Origin of the sequence: Paenibacillus oceani, from assembly GCF_014705615.1 — a bacterium.
GTDB classification, from domain to species: domain Bacteria; phylum Bacillota; class Bacilli; order Paenibacillales; family NBRC-103111; genus Paenibacillus_AB; species Paenibacillus_AB oceani.
In genome coordinates, this window is sequence record NZ_JACXJA010000042.1 from 36,761 (window position 1) to 54,259 (window position 17,499).

The 17,499-nt window shown below is 56.1% G+C and carries 16 protein-coding genes; 6 read left to right on the top strand and 10 right to left on the bottom strand.

Annotated features, from left to right (window positions below):
• Positions 1-30: 30 nt before the first annotated feature.
• Positions 31-1,215 carry a GGDEF domain-containing protein gene (locus IDH45_RS35095; RefSeq protein WP_190931043.1) on the top strand — a complete coding sequence of 395 codons (1,185 nt, stop codon included), beginning with the start codon at positions 31-33 and terminating at the stop codon, positions 1,213-1,215.
• A gap of 464 nt (positions 1,216-1,679) precedes the next feature.
• A complete protein-coding gene (locus IDH45_RS25905) occupies positions 1,680-3,068 on the top strand; it encodes an RsmB/NOP family class I SAM-dependent RNA methyltransferase (protein ID WP_190931044.1) in 1,389 nt (462 codons plus the stop codon).
• Positions 3,069-3,176: 108 nt separating this feature from the next.
• Here IDH45_RS25905 and IDH45_RS25910 read toward each other — a convergent pair whose 3' ends face one another.
• Complete coding sequence (locus IDH45_RS25910; protein ID WP_190931045.1) at positions 3,177-4,244, bottom strand: hypothetical protein; 1,068 nt, start codon at positions 4,242-4,244, stop codon at positions 3,177-3,179.
• A 216-nt stretch (positions 4,245-4,460) separates the two neighbouring features.
• Between IDH45_RS25910 and IDH45_RS25915 the strand changes: the two genes are divergently transcribed.
• On the top strand, positions 4,461-4,553 hold the full coding sequence (locus tag IDH45_RS25915; protein WP_190931046.1) for a sporulation protein YjcZ: 93 nt from the start codon (positions 4,461-4,463) through the stop codon (positions 4,551-4,553).
• A gap of 192 nt (positions 4,554-4,745) precedes the next feature.
• On the opposite strand, the gene IDH45_RS25920 is transcribed toward IDH45_RS25915, so the two are convergent.
• Positions 4,746-5,570 (bottom strand): Cof-type HAD-IIB family hydrolase, encoded by an 825-nt coding sequence (locus IDH45_RS25920; protein ID WP_190931047.1) that lies wholly within the window; start codon positions 5,568-5,570, stop codon positions 4,746-4,748.
• Positions 5,571-5,620: 50 nt separating this feature from the next.
• Positions 5,621-6,367: a pseudouridine synthase gene (locus tag IDH45_RS25925; RefSeq protein WP_190931048.1), complete on the bottom strand. Its 747-nt coding sequence runs from the start codon at positions 6,365-6,367 to the stop codon at positions 5,621-5,623.
• A 218-nt stretch (positions 6,368-6,585) separates the two neighbouring features.
• Here IDH45_RS25925 and IDH45_RS25930 point away from each other — a divergent pair, with 218 nt between their 5' ends.
• Positions 6,586-7,128, top strand: coding sequence for a thioredoxin family protein (locus tag IDH45_RS25930; RefSeq protein WP_190931049.1), 543 nt, complete (start codon positions 6,586-6,588; stop codon positions 7,126-7,128).
• 155 nt (positions 7,129-7,283) lie between these two features.
• Here IDH45_RS25930 and IDH45_RS25935 read toward each other — a convergent pair whose 3' ends face one another.
• The 3 genes from IDH45_RS25935 to IDH45_RS25945 form a co-directional block, all read right to left on the bottom strand.
• Positions 7,284-7,700 carry a DUF309 domain-containing protein gene (locus IDH45_RS25935; protein ID WP_190931050.1) on the bottom strand — a complete coding sequence of 139 codons (417 nt, stop codon included), beginning with the start codon at positions 7,698-7,700 and terminating at the stop codon, positions 7,284-7,286.
• Positions 7,701-7,806: 106 nt separating this feature from the next.
• Complete coding sequence (locus tag IDH45_RS25940) at positions 7,807-8,610, bottom strand: GTP pyrophosphokinase (protein ID WP_190931051.1); 804 nt, start codon at positions 8,608-8,610, stop codon at positions 7,807-7,809.
• 22 nt (positions 8,611-8,632) lie between these two features.
• Entirely contained in the window at positions 8,633-9,733 is a 1,101-nt protein-coding gene (locus IDH45_RS25945; protein ID WP_190931052.1) for a quinone-dependent dihydroorotate dehydrogenase, read from the bottom strand.
• Between the two features lie 192 nt (positions 9,734-9,925).
• Between IDH45_RS25945 and IDH45_RS34775 the strand changes: the two genes are divergently transcribed.
• Positions 9,926-10,057, top strand: a complete 132-nt coding sequence (locus IDH45_RS34775) for a hypothetical protein (RefSeq protein ID WP_263364861.1) — start codon at positions 9,926-9,928, stop codon at positions 10,055-10,057.
• 133 nt (positions 10,058-10,190) lie between these two features.
• On the opposite strand, the gene IDH45_RS25950 is transcribed toward IDH45_RS34775, so the two are convergent.
• On the bottom strand, positions 10,191-11,540 hold the full coding sequence (locus IDH45_RS25950) for a hypothetical protein (RefSeq protein ID WP_190931053.1): 1,350 nt from the start codon (positions 11,538-11,540) through the stop codon (positions 10,191-10,193).
• A 171-nt stretch (positions 11,541-11,711) separates the two neighbouring features.
• Between IDH45_RS25950 and IDH45_RS25955 the strand changes: the two genes are divergently transcribed.
• Positions 11,712-12,596 (top strand): LysR family transcriptional regulator, encoded by an 885-nt coding sequence (locus tag IDH45_RS25955; RefSeq protein ID WP_190931054.1) that lies wholly within the window; start codon positions 11,712-11,714, stop codon positions 12,594-12,596.
• Between the two features lie 9 nt (positions 12,597-12,605).
• Here IDH45_RS25955 and IDH45_RS25960 read toward each other — a convergent pair whose 3' ends face one another.
• The 3 genes from IDH45_RS25960 to IDH45_RS25970 all read right to left on the bottom strand — a co-directional run bounded on the left by IDH45_RS25960 (position 12,606) and on the right by IDH45_RS25970 (position 17,498).
• A complete protein-coding gene (locus IDH45_RS25960; RefSeq protein WP_190931055.1) occupies positions 12,606-14,096 on the bottom strand; it encodes a L,D-transpeptidase in 1,491 nt (496 codons plus the stop codon).
• Between the two features lie 216 nt (positions 14,097-14,312).
• Positions 14,313-15,917 carry a stalk domain-containing protein gene (locus IDH45_RS25965; RefSeq protein WP_190931056.1) on the bottom strand — a complete coding sequence of 535 codons (1,605 nt, stop codon included), beginning with the start codon at positions 15,915-15,917 and terminating at the stop codon, positions 14,313-14,315.
• Between the two features lie 18 nt (positions 15,918-15,935).
• Positions 15,936-17,498, bottom strand: coding sequence for a hypothetical protein (locus IDH45_RS25970; RefSeq protein ID WP_190931057.1), 1,563 nt, complete (start codon positions 17,496-17,498; stop codon positions 15,936-15,938).
• Between the last annotated feature and the right edge of the window lies 1 nt (position 17,499).

Here is a 17,499-nt window from a genome sequence, read left to right on the forward strand (position 1 = left end):
TCGAATCGAGTCGAATGAACGGAGGCCATTGTGAGTTTATCTGCGCTTTTTATCGGAACGTACGCCCAGGTGTATTCGTATACCGGCATTCTGGTCATTCTGATCATGATTCTGGTCATGTCGGTCCGCCTGTTCACCAGCCGCCGGCGCAAAGCTTACTTGTCGCTGACGGTAGCGGTATTCGCTTTTGTCATCCAATATGTGCTGCAAATCGCGCTCGCGCTGACTCCTGACAAGCCTGCCGGTTGGGCCGACCTCTTCGTACAGACGCTCGAAGTCGCCGCTTTTGTGATGATCAACCGGGCGATCTACCAGCTATATAATTCCACAAAAAGTCGTCATCACCTTTATTTTTATTTTACGCTGATCGTTACGGTTGTGCTAGCCGCATTCCGGATCAATGTGCCGCGCTTGTTCGCCGGGTCTCCGGAACAGATCGCCACGCTCGAGCAGATCGGCCTCGATCTGTTTCTGCTGCTGATCCTGTTCGTCTGTTATTTGACGATTCCGGACCGGATCGGGCAAGCACGGACGTACAAGTTCGGACTGTTTGTCTATTTTATCGTCCATTTGTCGCACCTGGTCAATCTGTATATGATGGAAGAGCCGCACGTCTTCCTTACGCTGGCCGAGCTGTATGTGCCGCTGCTGTATTATTTTATCCTGTTCCTGCTGCTGTTCGAACGAATCGTGGAATTGATGCAGGCTAGCTACCGCTCCTCGATAACGGACGGCTTGACCGGGCTATACAACCGCCGGTTTCTGCTAGGCCGGGCGGCGCAGTATATCAAGCACGGCTACACGGTGTCGGTGCTGTTCAGCGATATCGACAACTTCAAGAAGCTGAACGATACGCTCGGTCATCAGGCCGGCGACGAAGCGTTAAAGGAAGTAGCGAACATCATGATCGAGGAAAGCGAAGATATCGGGATTGCCGGCCGGTTCGGCGGTGAAGAAATGGTCATTCTCGTAACCGACTCCTCCGTTGATATGGCCAAGTTCGCCGAGAAAGTGCGGGCGCGCGTCGAGAGCGATGCCGGAGTGACGGTCAGCGTCGGCTACACCAAATCCCGCAAAGGGATTACCGCCGAGCAGTTGGTCGCGCAGGCGGATCAGGCGATGTACGCAGCGAAAACGACCGGCAAAAACAAAGTGGTTAAATATTCTTCGAATATGCCCGCCGCCTCCAAACATGCGTTGCCCGCCGAGAGGTAACACACCATACGGAGCTGCACATCTCTGTTTTGAAAAAGGGGTCTGGGGGCGCTGGCCGCCGGCCACTCTTGCCTCTTCCGGGGTAAGCTCGGAATGGACTTCTACAATCCACGTAAACACTCAAAAGCCGCGATTGCGGCTTTTTTGATTTCATTTTTACAAAACCGAAACCGGACGCTTTCCGCCGCAGGATAAGCGGTCGCCTACGCTGCAGGTCGCACGCGATGAACAGCTTTGTTCAGCCGGATCTTTTTTACACGGCAGGCTTCTATCTCGGTCCGGCTCCCCTACGGTTAATCCCCGCTCCACTCCTGGTTCTCCTTCCGCTGCAGCAAAAAACTTTTCTCCGGCCTCATCGGCGAGTATAATAATCATGTTCTTGTTAGAGAAAGGTTGACGCCTTCTTGTGCATTTTAACGAACTCTAACAGCGACTAGCCCCGATACCGAAGGAGAAAAAACGGAATGATACAGCTCCCTCCCCTTTTTATAGACCGGATTCGCTCCCAACTGGGGGATGACGCCGGCGCTTTCCTGCAAACCTACGAACTGCCCCGTTTGCTCGGGCTCAGACTGAATCCGCTAAAAGCGACAACGGGGCGACTTACAGACGATCCGCGGCTGGACCCGATATTCCGTCAGTTCGGCCTTAGCCCGGTACCGTGGTGTCCGGACGGTTACTATTATGAAGAGTCGGCCAGACCCGGGAAGCATCCGTTCCATCAAGCGGGTATTTATTATATTCAAGAGCCGTCCGCGATGTCTTCCGCCGAGCTGCTCGATCCGCAGCCCGGAGACATCGTTCTCGACCTGGCCGCCGCTCCCGGCGGCAAAACGACGCAAATCGCAGGCAAGCTGGGCAACCGCGGCGTTCTGATGGCCAACGAAATCCACCCGGCCCGGGCCAAAATATTGTCCGAAAACGTGGAACGGATGGGCGTCGCAAACGCCGTCGTCACGAGCGCGTCGCCGGACGAGCTGGCCCGCAAGTTTCCCGCCGCGTTCGATAAGATTATGCTGGACGCCCCTTGCTCCGGAGAAGGAATGTTCCGCAAAGATCCGGACGCCGTCGCCGAATGGTCACCAGACCATGTACGGATGTGCGCCGACCGCCAGCTGGACATTCTGGAATCCGCAGCGTTGATGCTGAAGCCCGGAGGAGCGCTCGTTTACTCCACCTGTACGTTTAACCGCGAAGAAAACGAAGAAGTCCTCGAACGGTTTACGCAAGCCCACCCTGCCTTCTCGGTACTAAAAATCGAGCGGCTGTGGCCTCACCGGGTTCGCGGAGAAGGGCATTTCGCGGCTTTGCTGCGCAAAAGCGGGGACAGCGCAGCACCTGTCTCTTCCGGCTCCCGCAGCAATCAGGGCCGGCGCGGCAAGGGCGGGGCGGAACCGCCGGATAAGCTTCTGCGGGAAGCCGTAAAGCTCGCGGACGCGATGATGAAGGAGACGGTTCCGGGCTTCGAACCGCCGCAGGGCGAGCCCGTCCTGTTCGGCGATCAGCTGTACGTGCTTCCGGCGGCTCCCGGCCTGAAGCTCTCGGCAGCCGATCTGAACGGCCTCAAGACGCTACGGCCGGGACTTCATCTCGCCCATATCAAAAAAAACCGCGCCGAGCCCGCTCATTCGTTGGCACTCGCCGTCACAGCCGGCATGTGCCGGCATACCGCCGACTACGCTGCGGACAGCCCCGAGCTCAGCGGCTACTTGAGAGGCGAGACGATCGCCGCCGCAGACGATTTATCGGGGTGGACGGCGGTAACGGTCGAAGGCTTCCCGCTGGGGTGGGGCAAGGCAAGCGATGGTTTAATCAAAAACCATTTGCCGAAAGGGCTGCGCATTCCGGGGTAAATTCGATCAACGCCTCATCTCTCCCTATTCGGCAGTCGGTCATGAAAAAACGGGCACCTCCCGATCAACCGGAGATGCCCGTCTGCGCCGCGAACGGAAATCACCGGCTTAATGCAGCGTTTCCGTACCGAAACATATTTCGTCGATTCGTTTGTTGTTCACCAGCATCGTCAAGTTAAGCGACCGGCATTCCCGTTCTTTATCGAGCTCGCGCATAAGCAGCATCCCGATCAGCTCCCGGTCCTCCGGACTTTCCGGATGACGGAAATCGATAAAGCCGGTCAGCTCGCAGCTGCTGGTGTCGACGGTCGCCTGACCGACCGGCAGTCCGCCGTGAGACTGCTCATACAAGTCGTAGGTTAGCGTATCTCCGTCGTCCCGGACCAGAATGACCGAATAGTTGTTTCCGCTATCCGGCTCCGGCATCACCAGCTCCGGCTCCAGTTCCAGTTCCCTGTCCGCCAGCCAGCCGTGCTCATCAAGCAAGTCCTCATGCGTCAGCTCGATCGTCTCGACGATCCTGTCGTCGAATTTCATATGAAGCACGAACGTGTCGACTTCGTCGGGATTAAAATCGGATACGATCAGATCGGCCAAATGTTCGGTCGCCTCGTCCGAAGGTTCGACCTTCCATTCGATCTCCCCGACCGCATCCGCTCCGAATAAACGGACCGTCGATTCCGCAAGCAGATCTCCGTCGCGGTCGTACAGATGGTATTCGACCCGGTTGCGGGTTTCCCCGATAATAACCAGCTCCCAGTCCATGTTCCCGAACCGGGAAACCATCTCCATCGTATCGATCTCGTCCGGATCGATATCGGTAACCTCCAGGTCCTCGTCATCGTGGAACCGGACCTTGTCATATCGTCCGTACGGGTCCTCCTCGCCGGACTCGGAAGACAGGAGGTGTTCGTAAGCGCTGCAGGTAACGATCACTTCGCACTCCCGGACTTGCAGCGCATCCGCCAACTGCCTAACGTAATCTTTGGCGGCGCGGAGCGCGAGGTTCTCCGAGACGGCGGATAACGACTCGCTATCGAGCTGAATCGAGCCGGACAATCGCTGGCCTTCCCGGTATACCAGGGTCATCGCTCCGACGAACGTACCGTCCAGAAGGAGTTCGGTTACTTCTCCGCCGGCCGTTTTCAGGTCAGGCCTATAGGTGATCGCTGCCACTTTGATCTGTCCCCTTTCGGTAAAATCCCATTTCCCCCTTTATTATCCTAAGCGCGCCTAATTTCTATGCGTACGGGCAAATGTCCAGTCCTTTGTGCGTCCGTCGCCATATGTTATTTGTATACCGGGTGCGTAACCTTACAGTCAATGCCCGCCGGCACCTGCATGGAACCGCAGGGCGCATCCGGGAATACAATCACTAGGGGAGGAATTGCAATGTCTGGAGTTGGAGGACTTGTCACGTCGACTGGCGTTATTCTTGTTCTGTTCATCCTGTTGGTGATCGTATCCCGTCCGTTCATCTACTAATATCGGGCTCTGTCCACATTCGCTTACGAAGAGACAGCAAATAAGATCACCCTCTTGGCAGTAACACTGCCCCCGAAAGCGCGGTTGTGCTCCGCAACGAACGGCTGCCGCTTTTGGGGGAGCTCCGTTCGTCACAGGAAACGGCAACGCCTGTGTTCCTGTATAACCAAAAAGGATTGGCGCCTCCGGGCGTCAATCCTTTTTGGTATGCAGCAGTTCTCCGGCCTCCAGCACATGCCGGACCAATGCCAGATGCACGCCGTCTTCGTTGTTGGAGGCGGTGACGGCGTCGGCCGCCTCCTTTACGCCGTCCGGCGAATTGTCCATGGCAATTCCGAGGCCGGCAAACCGGATCATCTCCACATCGTTGAAATAATTGCCGATCGCCATCACCTGGGAGCGGTCGATGCCGAGCGAATCGGCCAGCCGCTTCAGCGAGTTACCCTTGGTCGCCTCCGGATGCATCACATCGATGAAGTAATCGCCGCTGCGGATAATCGCCAGCGGCAGCTCCATCGCCAGCCAATCGCGCTCGACCCGGTCCATCGTTTCTTTATCGGCGAACGCGGTAAATTTGACGGGAGAGACAGACAACCGGGCAAGATCGTCCGTCCGCGACGGCTCCAGCATAAATTTCGCATACATCGCCGTCTCCGTCTCCCCGATCGCCCCTTCGACAAACGAGTTGAACGGCGTGCACAAGTCCATGTGGACCCGGTGCTCGCGGCAGTACCGGATCAGCGGATGCAGCTGTTCCATCTCGAACGGGCATTCCGCAACTACACTCCGATCGGAGGAGAGGACGGTCGCAGCTCCATTATGCGTAATAAGCGTCCCTTCCAGGCCCAGCTCCTCCATGATCGGCAGTGTATTAACCGGCGAGCGCCCGGTGCACAGCACGATCGTCGCGCCCGCTTCGTGGACGTCCCGAACCGTCCGCTTCGTCCTTTCCGTAAGCTCGTACCGGTCGTTCAGCAAAGTTCCGTCCACATCGAGTGCAATCAGCCTGTAGTTCATCGTTTCTCTCCCTCTTTATCTGTTTATCCGCCTTGTATACGAATTTGCGGTTAATGTCCCGCATCGCCCTTCAACTGCGCCAGCTCCTCCTCGGTCAGCTCCCGGAATTGTCCCGGCGCCAGGTGCTCATCGAGCAGCAGCGGTCCCATCGAGATCCGTTTTAGGAACACGACTTTTTTGCCGACCGCCTGAAACATCCGCTTTACTTGATGAAACTTCCCTTCCGTAATCGTCAGCTCGATTTTGGATACCCGGCCGGCGGCAGGGTCGCCCTCCGCCAAAACGACGAGCTTGGCCGGCATCGTCACATAACCGTCGTCCAGCGCAACCCCCTTCTCGAAAGCCGCAGCATCGGAAGCTCCGACAGCCCCCTCGACTTCGGCAAAATACGTTTTGGGCACATGCTTGCGGGGGGACAGCAAATTATGGGCAAGCTTGCCGTCATTGGTCAGAAGCAGCAGCCCTTCCGTATCTTTATCCAGACGTCCTACCGGAAACGGCTCGAAATGAACGTATTCGCCTTCCAGCACGTCAAGCACCGTACGGTCTCTCGTATCCTCCGTGGCCGAGACGACTCCTTGCGGCTTGTTCAGCATCAAATAGATAAACTCGCGAAACTCGACCCGTTCTCCACCGATCGTTACCGTCTCCTGCTCGGGATCGACCTGCAGCCCGAAATCTTTGACGACCTTGCCTCCGACTTCTACGTTTCCCTGCTTGACCAGTCTTCGGATCTCGCTTCGGGAGCCGTAGCCCATATGCGCAAGGATTTTATCCAGTCTAAGTTTTTTCCCCATTGAAGTCGACCTCCAGCTTGCCGGTATTCGTTGTTCAGCATCCCGTCCGGCGATTTCGTCCATCCGGGCGGGAAACGTTGATGCAGGGCAGGCGATGCTTGCTTTGTTCATAAAATGATCATCTTTTTCCCAGACTTGTCCGGGAGGAAAACAAGGAGTGGAGGTAGAATACGTAATAGAATGGTGTGCCCCAAACTTGATCATCTTGAGGTGAATTTGTGAAAAAGCTAATGATTTATTTGGGAGTCATTGTAGCGCTTTTCGCTCTATTGTTCATTGTAAATCAACAAAGCGAAAAGGCCAAGGAACAATCCCGCGCCAGCAAGATCGATGCGGCGACAAATGAGAAAGCTAAGCAGCTGTACGGAGTCGAAGGCGCCAAGCTGCGTCCGGAGACGCTCGCCCAGCTGAACGATCCGAACTACCAGAACATTATTAAGCCGGCGGATCTGAAGGCGGCGCTGGACGACAAGAAAGATATGTACGTCTACTATTTCTCGACGACGTGCGTCCACTGCCGGGCGACTACACCGGTATTGAACCCGATCGCCAAGGATGCCGGGGTCGATCTGAAGCAGTTGAACGTGTGGGAATACGAAGCCGGCTGGAACGAATTTAAGATTACGGCAACGCCAACGCTCATCTACTACAAGGGCGGCAAGGAAGTCCAGCGTCTCGAAGGCGGCGTCAGCCATGACGGGCAGCCTGGTCATTCGAGCGATACGTTCAAGACCTTTTTCGAAGACGCCAAGAAAAAGTAAGTTTAAGCAAGCCAGCACATCGTCGCAAGGCAGACGCAACAGCGGTTGTTCCCGGTCGGGACGGCCGCTGTTGTTTTTCTCCGGACAACTGGCGTCGCCCTGCCTGTCGCGGGCTGGAATCTGCCTTTATCCGCCAAGCATCCGCCCTTTGCCCTTCAATCCTCCTTTACCGGTGGAAACTGCTTCAGCTCCTCGACCATCGCAGCCAGCTCGGAATGGACGATCGCAATATCGAGATCGTAGAAGTCGAACGGCTTCTCGTCGATCTGTTCCAGCTTCGTCAAATACGCCTCTGAGTCCGCCAGCAGCTTGCCCAGATCGATCCCCATCGTCATCTTCGGGTAAAACTGCAGCTTCTCGATTCCTTGGTTGAACAGTTTGATCGCCCCGCCGACGTTGCCGTTGCGGTGATGGTACAAAGCGACTGCAATCTGAAGCAGCCCTTGATGAAGCGGATTGCGTCCCTCTTCCATCCAGAGCTCCTCCATCACCTCATGACATTCGAAATAGTCCCGCTCTACGTTAAAGTAGTACAAAAACTCGATGTACAGATTATCATAACCGATAAACATAACTTCGCCTCCAGCGATCGATTGAAGGAAAGGAGCCCGCTCATCAGACGCCGGCGGCGAATATGAGGGGCTCGGGCACAAACCGATAATGCTCGCCGGCTGACGTTCACGTCGGGTCCGTTTTTTTGGCTCGGAGAACCGCTTCCTCGACCTGCAAAGACAGCAGCCGCAAATTCCAGATGTCTTCCGACTCCCACAGCTCGTTAAATTTCAGTTGAAAGTTAGCCGCTTCGCGAACCCGGTGGTAGTAGTACAAGTCCTGAATATGGTTCAACACCTTCGACACCAGGTTGGAGTTATCTTCAAACAGCTTCTGGGCATCCATAATCTCCTTGCGGATGCTCGACATCTCCTGATCGAGCGCGTTAGCCGCCTCGGCCGCTTTTTGCAGCCTCAGCTTTACCTGCTCGGGCAATCTTTCCTTATATTTGTAACTGAGCGAATGCTCGATCGTCGCCCAGAAGTTCATCGCCAGCGTCCGGATCTGGAGTTCGGCCAATACGTTTTTTTGACCGAGCGAGGTCTGAACCGGGTATTCTACGATGATGTGGTAGCTGCGGTAGCCGCTTTCCTTGTAGTTGGTAATATAATCTTTCTCGTAAATAACCGACATGTCTTTCCGCTGCCGGATCAGCTCCGACAACCGCTGTATATCCTGGATGAATTGACACATGATGCGGATTCCGGCTATATCCTCGATCCCTTCCTCCAGTCGGTCCATCGGTACATGAAGCCGTTTCGCCTTATCCAATATGCTTGAGATCCGCTTCACTCTTCCCGTCACGAATTCGATCGGGGAATACTCATCCCGCGCCTTCATCTCTGTGCGGAGCGTCTTGAACTTCACTTTCAGCTCCTCGACCGACTGTTCGTATGGAATCAAAAACTTTTTCCAATCCCTGCTGTCCATACGCCCGCCTCCTGAAACGTTGTCACGCCTTCGCGTCCGCGCCTACGGCTTGCGAAATATGCGTATAGCCGTCACGCTGCAATAAGCGGAGCAATCCATCGTTTAGTTCCCTCAGCAGCTCCGGTCCCTTATAGATCAGAGCCGTATATACTTCGACGAGGCTGGCCCCCGCCCGTATTTTTTCATATGCGTCTTCCGCCGTAAATATACCCCCGGAGCCTATGATCGGTAGCTTGCCGCCGGTAAGCCGGTAGACGGTGCGGATCACTTCCGTCGACTTCGAGGTCAGCGGCCTACCGCTTAAGCCGCCGGTTTCTTTCGCATGAGGATGGGTCAGTCCTTCCCGGCCGATCGTCGTATTCGTGGCGATCACCCCGGAGATGCCGCTGGCGGCGAGCGTCTCGACCATATATTCAAGCTCGGTGCCTGTGACGTCCGGCGCAATCTTCACGAACACCGGCTTCAGCGGCAGCTTCTTCGCGGCGCTTTGCTGCTGCATCTCGTCTTTGACTGCGGCGACCAGGCTTCGCAGCTCCGCTCCATGCTGAAGGTTGCGCAGTCCCGGCGTATTCGGCGAGCTGATGTTCACGACGAAGAAGTCGCCGTACGGATACAGCTCGCGGACGCAGATCCGGTAATCCTCTTCGGCCAGCTCATTCGGCGTATCCTTGTTTTTGCCGATATTCACTGCGACCGGAATACGCTGGGCTCCCGCCTGCCTCAAGTGGGCGGCCATCACCCTCGCGCCGACATTGTTGAAGCCCATCCGGTTAATAAGCGCATCATCGCTCGGCAGCCGGAACAATCTCGGCTTCTCGTTGCCCAGCTGCGGTCTCGGCGTTACCGTCCCGACCTCCATAAACCCGAAGCCGAGCGAGGCAAAGCCGCGAACCGCCTTTGCATTTTTATCAAGCCCGGCGGCCAAGCCGACCGGATTCGGAAACGTCAATCCGCATAACGAAACGGTCGTCTCCGGCTTGCTGACAACTCCGAACAGGCCTTGCAACACCCCGGTCATGCCGGGAACGCGGGTGGCGGCACCCAGCCCGTCCACCGTGACATGATGGGCTTTCTCCGGATCAAGCCGGAACAATACCGGTTTGGCAATAGTGCGGTAAAGCATGAGAAGTACACTCCGTTCTGTCTTGGACTCTATCGAACAGTTTATCTGTTTCTGAAGCAAAAAGAAAGTGGCGGATATCATTTCGGGAGTGTTGACAACCCTTGCGATTGAAAGCCCTTTCAGGGCGGCTGTTCTTTTGCTATAATAGGCTTAAATGCATGCTGGGCATGTTCGGAAGGAAGGTTGATTCATTTGGCGAACCGGAAACCAAGCTACTCCTACAAAAAGAAGGATAAACTGAACAAGAAGGCGATCATCTGGGTCGGCTCGATCCTTGCCGCTTTTGTTTTGTTTATGATTATTCTGCTGATCTGGAATCCTTAGGCTCGAACCCGGACCCCCACACAGCAAAATCCCCGTACAGACGGCAAGCCGCTGACGGGGATTTTGTCGCTTCGGGTAACCGCTCACGCTGCTTGGCTTCGGGTGCCGTCTCTTCGTTTCATCGTCTCTCGCTTCATTCATGCTCCTTGTCTGATGCATTTGCGTTTGCGCTTGCGTCTGCATAACCCAGCTTTACTTTCTCCAACAGCTCCAACGCCCGCCGTACGAACCGCTCCCCGGCCTCCGGCTGCAGCCTGCTGTATTTCCGGAGCCGGTTCTCGTACCCTCCGCTGCCGTACGCCTCGGGCGTGCACACATAACCGCTCACCGAACCATTGGACAGCTCGTTCACGATCGTGAGCCGGAAGGGGGAGCTTTGTTTGATCGCAAGACCGAACTCGACGAAAAGTTCGGCAGGCAGGCAAACGAGCGCCGTATCCGGTCCGAAACCGACCGCGTGAATTTCAGCCTCCGTCTCCTCTTCCTCCCGTGCCGCAAGCTCCATCGCCTGACGGGCGAAGTTTACCTCGTTTCTGGGGTAACGCTCCTCCGCTTGCAGCACCTGCCCCGCAACCGCCAATTCTTCCTCCGATGGCTTCCTGTAGCGGATTGGAACGAACACACGTTCGACTCGTATATCGAGGCTTGCGTGCGTCTCCGCTTTTTCCCGCGTGCGGATCGCTTCTCCCGCCAGAATCCGGCCCATTTTCTTGTAATGCACCGACCGGTCAAACGTTATTCGTCCGCTGACGTCGATATGATTGATATTCCCGCTCGCCCCTTGAAAAAAGAGGCTGACCGCCTGATCGCCGTACACGCGCTTGAGCGCCGCGCTTAATTCGCCGGGGTAATCGCCGCTGTATTCCAGTCCGCCCACCACGTCGGCATGACAAGCATAGTTCGTAACGATCCCGATCGGGCGGCCTTCGGGATCGTCGATGCGGATTACCGGAACGTCGGGATCGGTTGGCCCTTCCGGTCCGACAATATCCGGATGGCCGATGCCCGGATTGGTGCGGACCGATCCGTCCCGCATGCGGAATCTGCGGTTGAACGCGATGTCGCGTTCCGCTCCGAGACCGAAGCCGATCCGCGCCTCCTGCCGGCTGGCATAAGCAATTGCTGCCGCATCCGCAGCTTTTTGAATCATCCACTGCACATAGGCGGCGTCCACCGCTTTCACATAACTCGTCTCGATCGTCGGACCCGACGTATGCGCATGCGTCGCCGAAACGATGATATGCTCGTATGCGATGCCGGTCTGCTCCTGCACCTTGCGGCGAATCGCCTCCGCGTCCGGCCTGGCGATATCGATTGCGTCCAGAACAAGAAACACGACCGTGATCCGGTCCGATTCAAGCACCAGCGCCTTGACGAACAGATCGTCCTTGACTCCCGTCGAGATGCGTTCGTTCCCCGCCCCCGGTATGGGACTGCCAAGCGGCGGCGTTATTACGAGCTCACTCATTCCGCACTTGATCATGGACATCCTCCCTCATAGGCAGATCATCCTTCGAATCCTGCTTTAATTTCCAGCTTCATTCCCGCTACTTCTCATTAAACACCGGATTGCGCATGACGTCCAATGTATAATCTCTATCTATTCGATGTTATTATGTAATCAATAGAATACGTGATGTAAGGAGACGAAATGATGGAATGGCAGCAGCTGGAGTATTTTCAAATCGTGGCGCAGGAGGAGCATTTTACGCGCGCAGCGGACAAACTGGCTGTCTCGCAGCCGACCTTAAGCCGCTCGATCGCCAAGCTGGAGCAGGAGCTGGGAGTCCCTTTGTTCGACCGGATCGGAAGGCAGGTGAAGCTGAATCGTTACGGCGAAATGTTCTACCGGAGAACGACGCGCGTGCTCCAGGAAATCATTGACGCCAAGCGGGAAATTGCAGAGCTGCAAGACCCGGATCGCGGAACGGTCTCTCTCGCTTTTTTGAAGACGCTCGGCTTTAGCTCCGTCCCCAATCTGGTACGGTCCTTTCTTCAGCTATACCCCCAAATTCATTTTCAGCTGTTCCAAAACTCCACAAGTGTCATGCTGGATCAGTTGGAGCAGGGCGAGCTTGATTTCTGCATGTCTTCGATTACAGAAACAAGACCCGGGATCGAATGGGCACAGCTGTGGACGGAAGATATGTATGTCGTCGTGCCGGCCGGTCACAAGCTGGCGGGCCGCGAGCAAGTCTCGCTTCACGAGCTGGCCGAAGAAACGTTTATTGTCCTGAAGCGCGGTTACGGGACGCGGACTATATTCGAGGACGCATTCGAACAAGCGGGAATCGCACCCGACATCGCGTTCGAGAGCGATGAAGCGGTAAGTGCCCTCGGATTCGTCAAAGCGGGTCTCGGCATTACACTGCTGCCTCACGTGTCGGGCATCGATATGACGAACCTCGCCCGCCTGCCAATTGCAGATCCCGTGTGCCGTCGGACGATCGGCTTAGCCTGGAGCGAGACCCGACATCTCACTCCCTCTGCCGTCCAATTCCGTGATTATGTGCTCCAATACCCGGGATGGCCGTCCTAGAAATGCCGGTTAGTCCAGCCATTTGTATACTTTGTTCGGATTCGTCTCGTCCGATACCGAAGGCAGCTTCAGCGGCTCTGCAGCACGCAGCGTCTCGTCAGGCAGCGGCAGATCCCGCCCGATCGTTACTTTCGTGCCGATCGGAACCATATCGAACAGCTCCTCCACATCCGGCTTCAGCATGCGGATGCACCCGAGCGACTTGTCTTGGCCGATGCTGGAAGGCTGGTTCGTGCCGTGTATCGCGTACAACGTATCGGAGAGCGTCATGCCGCGGCTGCCGAACGTACCGTTGTCTCTTCCGTTCGGATTGCGCACTTTCTCCGAGATCTGAAATTCACCTTCCGGCGTGCGGTCGCCTCCCAAGCCTACGGGGTAGCTGCGCAGCAGCACATTGCCGCTCACAACCGCCAAACGATGTGTCGTAATATCGACCATAATGCGCAGCGGCTCCTTCAAAGCTTCCGATGCCGGCAGCAGTTCTCCGTTCCCCGGATTCGCTGCGGCAGGCGCCGTCCCGGAAGGTTGTCCCGGCTGCGGCTCGCCGCCGGAAGTGGCGGACTGCCCGTTTTTCCGTTCCGCCAGCCATACCTCGAACTCTCTCTTCATCACAGCGGTATAACCCGTCATCAGATTATCCGGGTAGTTTTGTGCCATCTGCTCGATCTGCTCCGGCGGCTTTCCGTTTTGCTGCTCATAGGCTGCTGCGGAGGAGCGGACGATCAGCTTCTGCAGCTCGTCATTTTGCCATTTGACGTATTGGGCCGAAGGCGCGGCTGCGTCAGCAGGCTCGCACTGGCAAGCCGCGGCATCGTAATAAGTAAGCTTGGCGTCGGGAGCCGCATGGTCCGGCCGCTGTGCCGTCACGATCGGTTTCGTACGCGCTGTCCACAGCAGCCATCTGCCGTCCCCGCTCCATGTCGGATCGGCGAGCAGCAGCGATTCGGCTTTCTCCTGCGATCTGGAGTAAAGCCGGTTCAGCATATCCGCGATCTGGTTCGTTCGCGATGATCCGGAACCGGAACCGCCGCCTGGCCGGGTATACACCACGCCGAACTTCCCGCCTGCGGCGGATTCGGCACTGCCGCCCGTTTCCACCGCCGGGTTTTGTGCATCCTGTCCGAGCCGGTCGCCTGCCGCCACTTCCGCCGCAGACCGTTCGAACCGGTCGTCCTGAAACGGAATATGGCTTCCGAGAAGCAGCAGCAGGAGCACAACGGCGATTTTACGCCAGCGAGCCGGCCTGCCGTTGACGGTCTGCTCCGTCCGGTCTGCCGTCTCCTCCGCCGGTTCTTCGTCTTCGAGCGGATTCGTAAAGGCGGCGCTGTTCTCAAACGCACGGTACACCTCGCCGGCCTGGGCGAAGCAGTAGTTCGCTTTCCCTTCCTCTCCCTTGGCGGCATACTGGCGCCCTAACAAATACCACGCCATTTTATTGGTCGGATGTTCTTTAATATAGTTTTTTAAATATTTCGGATCTTCATTCTTCGGATCATCCATGCTGCCCCTCCTTCCATCAGGAAGTAACGCTATAAGCCTCTGTTCTCTGTTCTGCCTTCTGTATATCTTTGTATATCGGCCGGACTTTCAACGTTTTGAAGGCGGCGGGCAAAAATGGGTCCTCGGGTCCGTTTCGCGCACAAAAAAAAGAAGAAGCCTGTCGAATCGACGGCTTCCTCCCTATCTCGTTATCCTAGTAAAGACGTATCCTGATTTCTACCGGTTATCCCGCAAAATAACAGTGCTTGTCGCTTCGTGCCACTCGACGTTTAACCCGAGACCTTCGGCGAAAAACCGGACCGGCACGTACGTAAGATCCGACTGGATATAAGGCGCAACGTCCATCTGCAGACGAGTAACGGTCGAGTCTTGCGCGATTCGCTTCAGCTCTTCCTGGCCGATCGTCAGGCGGATCGTAGCTGCGTCCTTGCTCAAATCGACGGTTCTCTCCCCTGTCGACTCATCCACATTAAACGTAACTTGAAAGCCAAGCGCTTCCGTAATGGCCCGGACAGGGACCATCGTACGTCCGTTGCTCAGCTCCGGCGGCGCTTCGAAACGGATTGGGCTTCCTCCGTATACAACTTTAATCATAGCGTCCGAAGTAATGCCTTCTGGCAGATCATAAAACGCGATTTTTCTGATTTTGTTGTTATAGGCGTCCGCCACGAGGATGCTGCCGTCATACAGCACCGCCACATCGGCAGGGTGATGGAAGCCGGCATACCGTTCCGTTCCGTCCCGGCTGCCGCCGGCGTTATCCTTTTGTCCGGCTGCCGTGCGGACGACACCGTCCTTCAAGTAACGGACCGAATGGTTCAGCGCGTCCGCAATAAGCAAACCTCCGTCCGCCGTAACCGCGAGTCCTTTCGGGAAATTAAACCGGGCGGCTCCCGCTTCCCCGTCGGCGAAATCGCCGGCTGCATACATCTGGTTTTTTCCGTAAGCCGTCTTGCTGTCGCCGGCCACCGTTGTAACGGTGCCGGTGCTAAAATCGATATAACGGATCACCTGATTGCCGGAATCGCTCACGTACAGATTGCCTTTCGCGTCAAGCGCAAGCCCCGCCGGCTCGTTGAACTTCGCCGACTTCAAGGGGCCGTCAACATAATCTCCGGCAGGAACGAGCTGGCCCGGGGTCACTTCCACGGCGCGCTCCGATAACGCATTTAACGTCGTTACGGTTCCGTCTGCGGTTATTTTACGGATCGTATGATTCAACGTATCGGCTGCATATACCGTTCCGTTAGCAGCCACCGCTACGTCCTGAGGCGTATGAAAGGCGGCTTCCTCCCCTTTCCCGTCCTTGCTGCCGAGAACCCCGCTGCCGGCCAGAGTCGTCACCTCGCCGTTTTTGCCGATTTTGCGGATCGCATGGTTTTCCGTATCCGCCACATACACGTTGCCGGCTTGATCGGCCGCGAGTCCTTTCGGCTGCTGGAATACCGCAGCGGCTGCCGCGCCGTCGATCATCCCGCCGATCGGGTAGGAATAGTCGTCTTTGCCGATCGTAATTCCCGCGTAAGTCGAAACTTCCGAGGCGGCGAGCTTGCGGATCAAGTGGCTGCGCGCATCCGCCACCAGCACCGAGCCGTCTGGAAGCGCCAGCAGGCTCCACGGCGCCCGGAACGTGGAATCTGCAGCTTTGCCGTTCGCTTCGCCCAAGTCGCCTCTGCCTGCGACCGTTGTGACTTGAGAGAGCGGTTGTCCTTCCCCGCCGGTTACGGCCAAACCGATGCCGGCGCCGGTCGCCGCCGTGCCTCCAAGGAACAAAGAAGCGGCCAGCAACGGAGCGATGAGCAGTTTATCCTTTTTTTTCATGGGTCTCTCCTTTGTCCGTTAATCGAATAGTAAAGTTGGTGCAAGAATTCTGAGCAAAATATTCAAATCTTCCTTGGTTACATCCCCATCCTGGTTCATATCGTAGAAGTACTCGGGGGACTGGAAGTTTTGCGCGAACCAGACCAGATCCTTCAGTTGGAACTCCGAATTCGGATCGTCGCTGCCCGGCCGCTTCAACTCGGTTACTTTAAGCTGCGTCTCGCCGGTATCGTTGTTCCAGAAGTCGGGACCGATCTGAATAAGTGCAGGCTTGTGCCCGTTGCCTCCGTCTTCCGAAGCCAGATTATACGTATAAGGGAGTTCTACCGAATAACTGTCAAAATCGTAAAAAGTCGCTTTTCCTTGACTGTCGGTATACGTGTACATCGAATTAAAAGAAGGGTAGTCATCCCGATTCAAATACACTCTGACGTTCGAAAGAGCGCTGCCCGGCAAGGCAGGGTTCGCATGGACGAGCGTCACCGTTCTCCAGTAATCCGTATGAATCGGTATGTAATGAGAGTTCTCATAAGGACTCTGTTCCACAGGCGCCGTATATATAACCGTTAACAAATGCTTGACTCCGCCTGTTGTCGGGTTGTTCGGACTATTTCGGGTCGCTTCCAATACAATTTCTTTGTGAACCCACGGAGGGGCGGGTTCATTATCCAGCAGGTACAGATGATTGCCAAACCGCGCAAGCAGGTTCAACGTTGCATCCGTCCGGACTACCTGATCCAGCGTAACATCCGCCTGCCCCTCCGGATCGAGTACAACCTTGACGACTTGGCTCGAATCCGGCAGATGACCGATCAGAATCGACTCGATCCGTCCGTTTCCTTGGCCTCCCGGGGGGGTATATACAGCATAAATTTGTCCGTCCGCCGGAACCGGAACTTGGGGAAAGGAGTGGCGGCCGTCGTTGTTCAGAGATACGGCCGAGACGCCGGATAACGGCTGTCCGCTGGAGTCGACCAGTTGAACTCCCCATTCCGCATAACCAAAATAATCGATGAATAAGTCATAGCTGCCGGGTTGTGAAGATTGCCCGTCCGGATTCAGCTTCAGCACTCCGTTCGAATCCGTATGGCGGCTGTATGCCAGCGTGCCGCTAGGCTTCGCATATACCGCCGGTCCGTAGCTGCTGCTCGTTCTGACCCCGATCTGCAGGGCGTTCGTTCCTTGCGAGATGATGAAACTCCCGGAAAGCTTAAGGCTGAGGGATTGCATATATTCATAACTTGGATACGGCTCGTAATTATACTGGTATTCTATCAAAGCGTTTTGCCCGAATTCGGGCATATGCACGGTGACTTCCATCTGGTCGCCGATATTGCCGGTTAATTGGAAAAGGCTCGACTGGTAGCACAACGTCTGCCCGGAGCTCTTATTATAGACGGATACATAGACCGTTTGTTGCACGGCCGGTTCTTCGCAAGCGACAGGGGGAGCAAGAGTTACCCCGACCGACTGCGCAGCCGCCGTGCCTGCCTGGAATATACCGGACAAGCCGATGCAGCCGACTGCCAGCATCCATACCAGAACGACGGCAATCTTTCTCTTGAAGTTAGTTCGGTTCATT